This is a genomic window from Pseudomonas sp. GM25 (assembly GCF_000282255.1).
In the GTDB taxonomy this organism is placed as follows: Bacteria; Pseudomonadota; Gammaproteobacteria; order Pseudomonadales; family Pseudomonadaceae; genus Aquipseudomonas; species Aquipseudomonas aphyarum.
The window spans coordinates 1-13,496 of sequence record NZ_AKJQ01000048.1; the positions used below are offsets into that span (position 1 = coordinate 1).

Below are 13,496 nucleotides of genomic sequence, written 5' to 3' on the forward strand. Positions count from 1 at the left end.
GTCATCGCCACCGCCAATATCGGCTGCCAGGCGCACCTCGACGGTGCGGGGCGCACGCCGGTCCGGCACTGGATCGAATTGGTGGATGCCGCGTTGCCTTCGCTGACCGAGGCATAGGATCGCTGGCGAGGGCCAAACGACGGGCGAAAAAAAACCGCCTTTGCGGGGCGGTTTTTTCGACAAGCCTCAGTTTGCGGCTGGGGCTCGGTGTGCCTCACTGGCCACACTGACGTAAACGGATGGTATTTATCTTTATCGGTTCCTGCAACACCTTTTGCCTACTTGAAATACCAGCCATGAAAATCCGAGAAATATTCTTCGACGCACGGCACCAACCATAAAAAATGGCAGAAATAACAATTAACAAAGTATGCAGCCTCACTTCATCCGAAACAGCAAAGTCAGTCATGGATAGGCTGTTTTCTGGGTTAGTATGCGGGCGCTCACATTGCAGCGAAGCAGCGAGGTCTGGTCGGTGACCCTACAGGTTTACGCCCTCCGACACGGTTTTTGCACCCGTGCCGGAATGATGTTTCGGGGGGACATCAACCGGCCGCCTCACTGGTCACGCTGACGTGCAGACCCAAGGCACACATGATCCGGTAAGTGCGCTGGAGGTTTGGCCCCCGACCTGGAGGCCAAAACGTATGAAGCTGTTGCTGCGTACGCTGAGCCTCGTATGGAGATCGTTTCAAGCGTTCCGCTTCTACGAATTCCTGCGAGACCATTTCAACGACCTGAAATAACCGGTCGTTGATGCGGGAAAAGCCCGTTTCAGTTTCGGCTGAAACGGGCTTTTTTTATGCCTATAAATAGCTGTCATAAGTAGGACTTCTCTGAAGACCCCTGTAGGACATTTCATTACTCACTTCGAAGACCTACGAACTTATTACCGCGACACGGGCAGCACCCTTCGCGCCACGCCACTCACACTGGTTATGAGCTAATAGCCCCTTCATTAAACCGTCGCTCAAACGTTGTACTAGGATAGGATCCAATTTCCCGATTTGTGGTCGCCGGCCAAGGACATCAGCCGGAGAGTCGGGAAAACGCAATTCCCCCATTGCTACTCATGGATGAAACACATGAACTCACATCTGTTCCCTCACATCGGCAAGGTCATCGCCAGCACCGGCAGCCGGCATTTTCCGCGGATGCTGCATGACCTGATCCTCACCCAACTGGCCGTGGATGCCACACATATCCGGCAGATGCGCGTGGAGCCGGTCGGACGTGCGCAGCCACGCACGGATCCTGAATGCCCCAGAGAGGCGACACTGACGGCCGAGACGGTGTATTCCGAATTGAGCACCGATCCCGGCGGCAGCGACGTGCCCGCCCCCGAACCCTCCACGGTCACCGATGCTTCGCAGTTGCACCTGACCCGGCGCAAGGACGGTTACCGTTATGTGATTTCCGTGTACCGCTGCGGCCCGTCGAAGCGGTTTTCCGCCCGGGAGCGCAGCCTGTTGCAGGACATCTCCCCGGTATTGCTGCCGATGGTGGAAAAGCACATCCACGCGCTGCAACCGGCGAATGCGGATCCCGAGGCGCAAGCTGCAGCGACCGAAGCATCGCTGCAAGGCCTGAAAACCCTGCGATTGCGCTTCTGCGAGCGCGTGCAGCAGCTGGGCCTGAGCCTGTCAAACCGTGAGATGGAAGTGTGCGTCGGCCTGCTTGCCGGGCGTACCGCGCCCGAACTGGCCGAGCAGTTGCAGTTGAAGGTCAACACCGTCGAGAGCTATCTCAAGCGTGCCGCCATCAAACTGGGGATCAGCGGCCGCCATTCGCTGATGCGCTGGATGTATTCACCTGAAGACTGCCCGGCCGCCTGCGACCCGTCCAACGCGGCCTGATCGTTCGCACGTCTGTAAAAAAACCGCCGCCCTGCCAGGGACGGCGGTTTTTTCATATCCACCTTTCAGTCGCGCGCCAACGCCTCGATCGGGTCGAGCCGCGACGCATTACGTGCCGGCACGAAGCCGAACACGATGCCGATCAGCGTCGAGCAGATCACCGCAGTCAGCACAGAGGCCAGCGAGAACACCATTTCCCATTCCTTGATGAACAACGAGAACAGATGGCCGATGGCGTAACTCAGCGAAATACCGATGGCGCCGCCCAACAGACAGACCATCACCGCCTCCACCAGAAACTGCTGACGAATGTCCGACTGCCGCGCCCCCACCGCCATGCGAATGCCGATTTCACGGGTACGCTCAGTGACCGACACCAGCATGATGTTCATCACCCCGATGCCGCCCACCACCAGCGAAATCACTGCAATCAGCGACAGCAACAGCGCCAGCGAGCGGCTGGTTTTCTGCACGGTCTGCATCACGCTGTCGAGGTTGTTGGTGAAGAAATCCTTGGTGCCGTGACGCTGCAGCATCAGTTTGTTGACGTTGTCTTCCACCACCTTGCTCGGCTGACCGTCCTTGATCCGCACACTGATGCTGTCCAGGTAACGCTGGCCCAACAGCCGCCCGGCTGCTGTTTCATAGGGCACCCAGACGTTGAGCGACTTGCTCGACGAGAAGATGTTCTTGTTCTCCGCCGCCACGCCAATCACGGTGCACGGCAGGTTGCCGATCAGGATCACCTGCCCCAGCGGATCGACTCCTTCGCCGAACAATCGATGGCGGGTGTTGTGATCGATCACCACCACCTGCGCCTGGCGCCGGGCATCGCTTTCGCTGAATGCAATGCCCGACTCCATCTTGATTCCGCGCACCTGAAAGTACAGATCGCTGACGCCATTGACCTGGGCATCGAGGTCGATATTGCGATAGCGCAGCAACAGATTGCGCCCAACCACCGGCGTGGCGCTGTCGACGTAATACAGCTGATTAAGCGCCGTCACATCCGCCGGCACCAGGGTTTCGATGGCGGCCGAACGACTGTCGCCGAAACTGGTGCCGGAATAGATATCGATGGTGTTGCTGCCGATGGCCTGGATGTCCTTGAGCACATAGCGCTTGGCCCCTTCGCCGATGGCCGAGATCGACACCACCGAGGTGATGCCGATGACGATCCCGAGCATGGTCAGCAAGGTGCGCATCCGATGGGAAATCAGCGCGACCCAGGCCATGTTGAACGCTTCCTTGAACAACCCGAGGCTGGCCACCAGACGCCGCGCTGCCGTGGACTTGGGCACCGCGTCCTCATTGCTCAATGCCGTGGTGTCGCGCTCGTTGCGCCGGTCGCTGAGGATTTCGCCGTCGCTGACTTCGATGATGCGCTCGGCGTTGGCCGCGACCTTGGGGTCGTGGGTCACCAGAATCACCGTGTGCCCGGCCGCGTGCAGTTCCAGCAGAATCCGCATCACCTCCTTGCCGCTGGTGGTATCGAGGGCGCCAGTGGGCTCATCCGCGAGGATCACTTCCCCGCCATTCATCAGCGCCCGGGCGATACTCACCCGCTGCTGCTGACCGCCCGAGAGTTGACTAGGACGATGCGTCAGGTGCCCTTCCAGCCCAAGGCGCGCCAACAATTCACGAGCCCGGGCATGCCGTTGTGGTTCCGGCGTGCCGGCGTAGATCGCCGGCATCTCGACGTTGTGCATCGCGCTCAGATGCGGCAGCAAGTGGTAGCGCTGGAAGATGAAGCCGAAATAGTCGCGGCGCAGTTCGGCCAGCGCCTGATTGTCCAGATCCCGGGTTTCCCGGCCATTGATCTTGTAGCTGCCGGCGGTGGCGTAATCGAGGCAGCCGAGAATGTTCATCAGGGTCGATTTGCCGGAGCCCGAGGCACCGATGATCGCCACCATTTCCCCGGCATGAATCGTCAGGTTGATGTTTTTCAGCGCGAGAAATTCGCGATCGCCCGCAGTGAAACTGCGGCTGATGTCGGTCAGTTGCAGCAGAGGTTCGCTCATGTTCATGTCCCTGCCACTTTCGTCACCGGATCACCGATCACCACCCGGTCGCCTTCGGCCAGACCGTCGTTGACCTGCACCTTGACGTTGTTGTTGATCCCGGTCTGCACATTGCGCGATTGCGCCTGGCCCTTGGCGTCCAGCACCCGCACCGGGAAACTGCCGTCGTTGTTACGCGGGCCCAGCGCGGCCACCGGAATCGTCAGCACCGATTTGGCGGTGTCGAGCACCACCCGCACCTGAGCCGTCATGGAAATGCGCAAACGGTGATCGGGGTTGGGCACCTCGAACAGCGCGTTATAGAACACCGCCGTGTTCTGCTTCGGCGTGCCGGCGGGCGGGGTTTCCAGGAAGTTCTGCGGCGCCGGCTCAGTGCCGCGCAGCTTGCCGTAATAGCGCTTGTCCTCGCCCAGAATGGTGAAGTAAACCTCCTGCCCCGGCGCGATGTGAATGACGTCGGCCTCCGACACCTGAGCCTTGACGGTCATGGTGTCCAGGTCCGCCAGTTTGAGCAGGATCGGCGCCAGCTGGTTGGCGATCACGGTCTGGCCTTCCTGAGTCACGATGCCCACCACATCGCCGTCGATGGGCGCGACGATCCGCGTGTAAGCCAGGTTGACCTTGGCCGTGTCGATCTGGATATGCGCACTCTTGATCTGCGCGTCCAGCGACAACAGGTTGGCCTGCTGCACTTCGTAGTTCGATTGCGCGGTTTCGAAATCCTGCCGCGAAATCGAGGCGTCTTCCTGCAGATTTTGATAACGCTCGTAGATCGCCTTGGTCTGGCGCAGCTGAGCCTGAGTCGCCCGGCGCTGGGCTTGCAGATTTTCCTCATCGACCTGAGCCTGACGCAGGGTGTTCTGCAGCACCAGAGGGTCGATTTCCGCCAGCCACTGGCCTTTCTTGACCTTGTCGCCAACCTTGACCTTGAGCGACTTCAACTGCCCCGAAACCTGGGCACCGACGTCCACCTGCTTGATGCCCTCCAGCAAACCGGTGGCCAGCACTGCGTTTTCAATATCACCGCGTTCGACCGTGGCGGTCAGGTATTGCGGTGCCTCGGCCGGCGCCTGCACCGTGTAGAACACCAACCCGGCCACCAGCGTCAACGCGATACCCAGACCGACTTTGCGCAACTTCGACTGTTCCATAAATGACCACAATTCCGTTCAGGGTTGAGCCCGGCCAGCGGCCGGGTTCCAGGATAAAAACTTCAATCAGGACAACACTTGACCCGCCGCCACCGTCAGCCCGTCATGCCACCACGCCGCGAGACTGAAGACGTTGGGCGCCTTGAGAATCGTGAAGTGGTTGCCGGGGCCGTACCACACCGCCAGATCCCTGGCCTCGCGCTGCCAGCCTTCGAGCATTGCCGCCTGTTCGCGCTGGTTGCCTGACGCGTCCAGCGTCGGGTCGTCTACCAGCGCCAGACGCACCGGCCCGGTGTAGGCCAGAGTCGGCCGATAGACCGTGCGCAGCGCGGTGGCGAAGGTGCGCACCGGGCCCTGCATCGCGCCGAATGACGCGCGTTCGGACAGCACACCCGCGTGCACCATCCCGTCATGCAGCAGGCGCATTTGCGTGGTGTCGTCGGCTTCGGCAAAGTCCAGCGCATCGATGCCCAGAGACTTGCCGCTGGACAGTTGCAGCGACTCGATCAGCCGCAACAACGCCGCCGTTGTGGTGTAAGGCTTGCCCACGACGCTGTTGCCGCCCGGTGATTCGCTGTCGATCAGGGTCAGGGACGCCACCTCGCGCCCCGCCGCCTGCAACTGCGCCGCCATGGCGTAAGCTACCCAACCACCGAACGAATGCCCGATCAGATGCACCGGTCCTTGCGGATACAACTGCTCAAGTGCCCGCAGGTAGAACGTGGCCGCACTTTCGACCCGGCTGTGCGGCACGGTCGCGCCGTCGAGGCCTCGGGGTTGCAACCCGTAAATCGGCCACTCCGGCCCCAGCGCCTCGGTCAGATGGATGAACCCGGTGACACTGTCGCCAGCCCCCGGTACACAGAAAATCGGCGCATGCCCGGCGTGACCGGTCTGGATTGTCAGTAACGGCTGATAGGCTCGGGATTCGATGGCAGTCGAAGCCTGCAATGCCTGGCTGAGTGCCTGACCGAGCACGTGCACATTCGGCGCCTGCATCATGCTCTGGTGATCGCCCGGCACATCGATGCAGCGCAGCAGCGTGGCCGGAATCTCGTCCGACCAGCCCAGAGTCGGGTGACGACGAGACAACTCCGTCGGATGCTCCTGCGCCCGGAACAGGTGCAGCGGCAAGCCCAATGGATTGATCCGGTAATGCGCCAGCGCATGCCCGTGGGCGACCTCGCGGTCGAGGTAGTACCAGAGGTCTTGAGGCGCGGCGGCGGCCATGTCCGGGTGCAGCAGTTGTTCTTCCCGGCAACGGCTCAACAGCGGCTGGAAGTCGATCTGTTCCAGCTCGGTCTGCAACAGCGCCAGATGCGCCAGCGCGGTTTGTCCCGCCTCGCCGCGCGTGGCCCAGTACATCGTGCAGTGCTGCAGCAACTGGCGCTTGTGCGCGTGCTCGTCGCTCCAGCGCGCCTTGCCCTGATCGGTCAGGCGCGGCACGAAACTGTCGATCAGACCGACAAAGGACACCACCTCATCCATGCCCAGCAACTGCATCGTCACTTCATAGGCCAGCACCCCGCCGAACGACCAGCCGGCCAGGCGATAAGGCCCTTGCGGCTGCACCGAACGGATGATTTCCACCATGCGTGCGGCGAGGCATTCCATGGTGCGCAGCGGTGCCTTGCCGAACGGAATGCCCGGCAGGCCGTAGATCGGGAAATCGCCGTCGATGTGCAAACCCAGCGCCGGGAAGTAGGCGTCCAGTCCGCTGAACTCATGGACCAGGAACAACGGTGCGCCTGTGCCACCGGCACGCACCACGACCAGCCCGTCATCCTGCGGCTCGGCGTCCGTACGCTGACTGAGCAAGGTGCCGAGCGACTCGATGCTGGCGTGCTGGAATAGCTCGGCCAGCGTCACTTCCAGCCCGTTCTGCTGCATCAGATTGACCAGACGAATCGCCAGCAAAGAATGGCCACCCAGTTCGAAGAAGTTGTCGTGACGACCGACCTGTTCGACCTGCAACACCTCGGCCCACATCTGCGCCAGTTTTTCCTCCAGCGGATTGGCCGGGGCTTCGTAGACACGGCTGAGCAGTGCGTCCTGCGCCGGGATCGGCAAGGCTTTGCGGTCGACTTTGCCGTTGTTGTTCAACGGCAAAACGTCGAGCTGTACCCAGGCCGAGGGCACCATGTATTCCGGCAGACGTGCCTGCAACTGACTGCGCAGGCTGGCGCTGTCGACGCCCTCTTCGGCCGTGAAATACGCCACGAGGCGCAGCGGTTCCTGGCCGTCCTGACGGGCCAGCACGATGGCTTCCTTGACCCCTTCGCAGTTCAGCAGACGGTTTTCGATTTCCCCCAATTCGATGCGGAAGCCACGGATTTTCACCTGATCGTCGTTACGGCCGATGCATTCCAGCTGGCCCGGTGCGAGCCAGCGGGCCAAGTCGCCGGTGCGGTACAGCAGCGCACCCGGTTGGTCACTGAAAGGATCTTGCAGGAATTTCTCGGCGGTCAGATCCGGGCGATTCAGATACCCCAGCGCCACGCCTTGCCCGCCGATGTACAGCTCGCCGGTCACGCCCATCGGTACCGGTTGCTGACGGGCGTCGAGCACATAGACCTGCGTGTTGGAGATCGGGCCGCCGATTGGCACGCTGTCGGCGTCCTCCGCCACTTCGCGCACTTCGAAGGTTGTGGCGTAGGTGGTGGTTTCGGTCGGGCCGTAGCAGTGGACGATGCGCAGGTTTGGCGCTTCGGCCAGCAAGCGGCGGAAAGCGGCGGGATCGGCGCGTTCGCCGCCGCAGAGCACGATGCGCAGGCCTTTGAGGGCTTCGGGAATCAGCTGCACGTACTGGTTGAACAATGCGGTAGTGACAAACAGGATAGTGACACCAGAAGCCGCCAACTCCTGTCCGAATGCCTGCAGATCAAGCAAGGTCGCGTGATCGATCACTACCACTCGCCCGCCGTTGAGCAACGGCCCCCAGACATCCATGGTGCTCGCGTCAAACGCCGGGTTGGAGGCAAACGCCACGCGATCCTGCGGGTTGAAATCGGCGTAACCGTTGTTGATCACCAGTCGACCGATGGCCCGGTGCGGCACCATCACACCCTTCGGCGTGCCGGTGGAACCGGAGGTGTACATGATGTAGGCCACGGATTCGGAGGACTGCGGCAAGTCCGGGTTGTGGACCGGTTGCGCGTCCAGCGGCAGCGTATCCAGATCGATCCGGCGCACCGCGTAATCAACCGTCTCGGTGCTCAAGGTCAACAGCGCTTTCGCCGAGCTGTCCTCAACCATGAACGCCTGACGCTCGGCCGGCGCGTTGATATCCAGCGGCACATAAGCCGCCGCACACTTGCCGATGGCCAGTTGCGCGACCAGCAGATCCAGCGAACGCGGCAGCAGAATCGCCACATGATCACCCGGTTGCACGCCCTGCCCGATCAGATGATGGGCCAGTCGGTTGGCCCGTTGATTCAGCTCTTCATAGGTCAACGCTGCATTGCCATGCACCGCCGCCACGGCTTGCGGATGCAGTTTCACTTGCTGCTCAAACAGACCGTGAACCGTCGACCCCGACGGGTATTCCCGCTGAGTCGCATTGAACCCGACCAGCAACTCCCGACGCTCATCCGGCGGCAAAATCGACAACTGGTCCACGCCCAGTTGCGGCGCCTGCTCCAGCGCCTGCACCAGACTGTCGAACGCAACATTGATGTACTCGCAGACCCGCGCACCGTCGATGCCCGGCACCGCTTGCACACTCAGACGCAAGCCTTCGCCAAGGTCATCGACGCTGACCACCAGCGGATAGTTGCTGCGCTCGCGGGAGCTGAGCAATTCAATGCCATCCAGCGTCAGCCCCGCAGCCTGCGGCGCGCTATGGCGATAGTTGAGCAACGTGCCGAACAGCGGCAGCGAGCCGCAAACCCCGCTGCAACGCTGGGCCAGTGCCAGTGACGCTTGTTCATGCGCGAGCAACTGCGCCAGCCGTTCATGGGTGGCGAGCACGCTGTCGCGCACCGCTGTGGCGGTCACGCTGACCCGCAGCGGCAAGGTGTTGATGAACAGGCCCAACGCCCGGTCGGCACCCTCGCCGCCCTGCATCCGCCCCAGCAACACCGTGCCGAATACCACCTCGTCACGGCCACTGATCTGCGCCAGCACCTGCGCCCAGGCCTGGTGCGCCAGACTTGCCACGCTGATGCCGAGCCGCCGCGCCTGCTCGCGCAGACGCAGGGCCAATGCGGTGTCCAGCGTGAGTTGGCTATCGACCACCGCGCTGCCATCGCCGTGCACGTCCTGCACGCCGAACGCCAGGGTCGGCTCGTCGATGTCGCCGAGCATGTCGCGGAAGAATCCTTCGTGCGCTTCGGCATCCGCGCCGAGCCGTGCCTGCGCGACATAGTTGCGATACTGCACCGGGGTCGCCAGTTCGGCGGCGTGGCCGTGGAGCACGCTGTTCATCTCGCTCACCAGCACTTCCAGCGCGGTGTGATCGAGCATCAGGTGGTGCATCAGCAGGATGCCGACCCAGCGCTTTTGCTGCGGGTCCTCGGTGTAGGCGAAACGCATCATCGGTGCGCGGCCCAGGTTCAGACGGTAGTGACGCGGGTCGAAAAGCGCCTGCATCTGTCGCAGCACATCACCTTCCAGTGCCTCGTGATCTATTCGTTCAAGCGCCAGTGGCGCCGCACGCCAGACCACTTGCACCGGCTCTTCGAGACCTTCCCAGACCACGCTTGAACGCAGGATGTCGTGGCGCGCGATCACCACGTTGACGGCGCGCACAAACGCCTTGATCGACTTGATCCCGTCAAACACGAACTGCGCCTGCAACACGTAAGGATCACCGGCAGTCGCGGCCATGTGGTGATACAGAATCCCCGCCTGCAACGGCGCCAGCGCATAGATGTCCTGCACGTTGGCGACGCCACCGGGGACGCTTTCCAGTACCCGGTCGATGCCGGCCTGATCCAGAGAGGCCAGGGGCAGCATGTCTGGTGTGATGTGTTTGCAGTCAGGAGTGATGCGATTGACCGGCACTTGAACGCCGGACGACGCGCCCAGGGTCGCCGCCAGCTCTGCCACGGTTGGCCGCCCGAACAGAACCCGCACGTCGCAGCTCAATTCCTGCTGGCGCATGCGCTCGACCAGCTTCACGGCCAACAGGGAATGACCGCCCAGTTCGAAGAAATTGTCATGCCGCCCGACCTGCTCGACGTTCAGCAAGGTCTGCCAGATTCCGGCGATGCGACATTCCACATCGCCGACCGGCGCCTCATACCCACGCAGCAACTGGCCGCTTTGATCCGGCGCCGGCAAGGCCTTGCGATCGAGTTTGCCGTTGGGGCTCAGCGGCATGGCGTCGAGATGGACGAACGCCGTCGGCACCATGTAATCCGGCAGCTGCTCCAGCAGATGGCTGCGCAGTTCGCCGATCTCCAGCGATTCACCGATGTAGTACGCCACCAGCCGAGGATCGCCGGCCACGTCTTCGCGCACCAGCACTTCGGCCGCAAGCACGGTGGCGAGTTGAGTCAGGCGCGTCTGGATTTCCCCGAGTTCGATACGCAAGCCGCGAATCTTCACCTGATCGTCATTGCGACCGAGGTATTCAAGGGTGCCGTCGGCCCGGTAGCGGCAAAGGTCGCCCGTGCGGTACAGCCGCGCGTTCGGCTGATCGCTGAACGGATCGTCGAGGAAGCGTTCGGCGGTGAGCGACGCAAGGTTCAAGTAACCCCGCGCCACTTGCACCCCGCCGATGTACAGCTCACCGGCCACGCCCAGCGGCAGTGGTTGCAGTTGTTCATCGAGAATATACAAACGGGTGTTGCAGAACGGCCGGCCGATAGGCAACAGCGCTTCTGGCACCGGCATCGATGGCTCCAGCGTCCCCACCGTGCTGTCGACGGTGGTTTCGGTCGGGCCGTAGACGTTGTGCAAGCGAACCTGCGGCAGATGCTCGCGCACCTGGCGGGCCAGCTCTGGCGTCAGCTCGCCGCCGCCACAGAAAACATCCGTGAGGCTGATGCATTGGCGGACGTCTTCCACGTCGAGGAATTGCTGCAGCAACGCCGGGACGAACTGGATCACGCTGATGCGCTGCTCGCGCACCACTTGCGTCAGATACGCCGGTTCGAAGTGCGCATCGGGACGCGCCAGCACCAGACGCAGGCCTGCGGTCAGCGGCCAGAACAGCTCCCAGACCGAGGCGTCGAAACTGTAAGGGGTTTTCTGCAACAGGGCGCCGTCCGCCACGGGCGGGCAAACCTGCGAGCTCCAATGAAGCAGATTGCCCAGGCCCCGGTGCTCGACCATCACCCCTTTCGGCGTGCCGGTGGAGCCGGAGGTGTAGATCACGTAGGCCAGGTTCGAAGCGTTCAGGCCCGGCACCTGAGGATTGTGCTCGGGATAGTCCTGCCAGTGATCCTGATCGAAATCGAGCAACGGCACGCCGCCCGCCTCGAACATCGCCCGGGTCGCGCCGTGCGCCAGCAGCGCCATCGGCGCGCTGTCCTTGAGCATGTAGTTCAGGCGTTCCGCCGGGTACGCCGGATCCAGCGGCACGTAAGCGCCGCCAGCCTTGAGAATGCCCAGCAGGCCGATCACCAGTTCAGGTCCGCGCTCGACACAGATCGCCACCGGCGTATCCGGCCCGACACCCAGCTCACGCAGCCGATGAGCCAGGCGATTGGCCCGCACATTGAGTTCAACATACGTCAGTGACTGCGCGCCGGACTGCAACGCGACGGCCTGCGGCGTGCGCTCGACCTGAGCCTCGAACAGACTGTGAACGGTCTGCTCCAGGTCGAGATCGACATGACTGTCATTGAAAGCCACCAGCAATTGCTGACGCTCGTGCGCCGGCAAAATCGGCAACTGGTTGATCAGCGTCTCAGGCGATTGTTCGAGGGCATTCAGCAAGGCGTCGAGTGCGGTCTGCACATAGGCGCAAACCCGTTCGGCACCGATGCCGCTCGGAGCGATGGCGGACAACCGGAAACCACTGCCCAGATCATCGACACTCAAGGTCAGCGGGTAGTTGGTCGGTTCCTTGCCACTCAAGACCTGGACGCCGGGCGCCAGTTCGATCACCGCGGCAACGTCACCGACAGCACTGTGACGGTAATTGAGCATGGCGCTGAACAACGGCGTCTGCGCGCTCAACGCGCTGCAACGCTGGGCCAATGCCAACGAGGCCTGTTCGTGGGCGAGCAAGGCGCTCAGCCGACGGTGCGTGGCGAGTACGCCGTCGTAAACGCTTTGCGCACCGACGTCGACCCGCAGCGGCAAGGTGTTGATGAACATGCCCAACGCCTGCTCGCCACCGTCGCCCGCCTCCATCCGCCCTAGCAACACCGTGCCGAACACCACCGAGGTGCGCCCGGACAACTGGCCCAACACCCGCGCCAGCGCCAGGTGCATCAGGCTCGCCACGCTCACACCGAGTTGCCGCGCCTGCGTGCGCAGTCGCAGGTTCAGTGCGTCGCTGAGCGTCAATTGCGCGTCTTCGAAGTCCTGTCCGCCGCCGTGAACATCCTGCAAGCCCCACGGCAACGTCGGCTCGTCGATATCGCCGAGCATCTCGCGGAAGAACGCTTCGTGGGCCTGCTCGTCGAGGGCCATACGCGCCCGGGCCAGGTGATTGCGAAACGGCACCGCCGCCGCGACCTGTTCGGTCTGCCCTTGCAGCCAGGCCTGGATTTCCCGGCGCACCACGTCCAGCGCAACGTGGTCGATGATCATGTGGTGGAACAGCAGCAGCGCGACGATTCGCCCCTGCGCCGGATCCCGGGCGTACACCAGCCGCAGCAGCGGTGCCTGTTGCAGATCGAGGCGCAAATGACGGGCGTCGTAACGCGCCTGCAACTGACTGAACACATCCGTGGAGGTGTCGAGCTGCACCTCTTCGCAGACCAGCGGCGCCTGACGCCAGACCACTTGCACCGGCTCGTCCAGGCGCTTCCAGACAAACGAGGTGCGCAGGATGTCGTGACGGTCGATCACCCATTGCAGTGCCTGGGCAAATGCATCGAGGCGCTGGTGATTGTCGAAGGTGAACTGCGCCTGTTGCACATACAGATCGCCTTCGCCGGCCGCGAGGTGCAGATACAGCATGCCCTCCTGCAACGGCGCCAGCGGATAGATGTCCTGCACATTCACCACGCCGCCCGGCACGGTGGCGACGATGCGGTAGATGGCCGGCTGATCCAGTTGCACCAGCGGCAGCATGTCCGGGGTGATGCGCAGCGCCGGGCTCGACCAGTCGCCGCCGTGGCTCGCCACCAGTTCCAGCAACTGCGCCTTGTGCTTGGCGAGGCTGTCCCACAACGCGTCGTCCAGCGCGTCGTCGTTGCCCAGAATGACCAGGTCTTCATCGTCCTGTTGAAGGCGGATCGCATGGGTGGAAATAACAGCCATCAGCTCGCGAAATTGCATGGGGGTAACCTGCTGTAAATTCGGGAAAAAGGAGCGCGCAGCGGCGAGTCCGTGCGGCCGCGCGCAGC

General features: G+C 62.6%; 5 protein-coding genes. 2 read left to right on the forward strand and 3 right to left on the reverse strand.

The genetic code is table 11. From position 1 onward, the window contains the following. Both PMI24_RS29530 and PMI24_RS19475 read left to right on the forward strand, forming a co-directional pair. The coding region (locus tag PMI24_RS29530; RefSeq protein ID WP_007956862.1) for a hypothetical protein at window positions 1-117 on the forward strand (117 nt) is incomplete at its 5' end. Between the two features lie 968 nt (window positions 118-1,085). Further along, on the forward strand, window positions 1,086-1,856 hold the full coding sequence (locus PMI24_RS19475) for a helix-turn-helix transcriptional regulator (protein WP_007956866.1): 771 nt from the start codon (window positions 1,086-1,088) through the stop codon (window positions 1,854-1,856). A gap of 65 nt (window positions 1,857-1,921) precedes the next feature. Here PMI24_RS19475 and PMI24_RS19480 read toward each other — a convergent pair whose 3' ends face one another. From PMI24_RS19480 to PMI24_RS19490, 3 genes are all read right to left on the reverse strand, one after another. Beyond that, complete coding sequence (locus tag PMI24_RS19480; protein ID WP_007956868.1) at window positions 1,922-3,877, reverse strand: MacB family efflux pump subunit; 1,956 nt, start codon at window positions 3,875-3,877, stop codon at window positions 1,922-1,924. A 2-nt stretch (window positions 3,878-3,879) separates the two neighbouring features. Beyond that, entirely contained in the window at window positions 3,880-5,028 is a 1,149-nt protein-coding gene (gene macA, locus PMI24_RS19485; RefSeq protein ID WP_007956869.1) for a macrolide transporter subunit MacA, read from the reverse strand. 66 nt (window positions 5,029-5,094) lie between these two features. Beyond that, complete coding sequence (locus PMI24_RS19490) at window positions 5,095-13,428, reverse strand: non-ribosomal peptide synthetase (RefSeq protein ID WP_007956871.1); 8,334 nt, start codon at window positions 13,426-13,428, stop codon at window positions 5,095-5,097. Between the last annotated feature and the right edge of the window lie 68 nt (window positions 13,429-13,496).

What these genes read in the sequence shown, in the direction of transcription:
- PMI24_RS19475 (WP_007956866.1), top strand. Translation starts at nt 1,086, where the DNA reads ATGAACTCACATCTGTTCCCTCACATCGGCAAGGTCATCGCCAGCACC.
- macA (WP_007956869.1), bottom strand. Translation starts at nt 5,028, where the DNA reads ATGGAACAGTCGAAGTTGCGCAAAGTCGGTCTGGGTATCGCGTTGACG.
- PMI24_RS19480 (WP_007956868.1), bottom strand. Translation starts at nt 3,877, where the DNA reads ATGAGCGAACCTCTGCTGCAACTGACCGACATCAGCCGCAGTTTCACT.
- PMI24_RS19490 (WP_007956871.1), bottom strand. Translation starts at nt 13,428, where the DNA reads ATGCAATTTCGCGAGCTGATGGCTGTTATTTCCACCCATGCGATCCGC.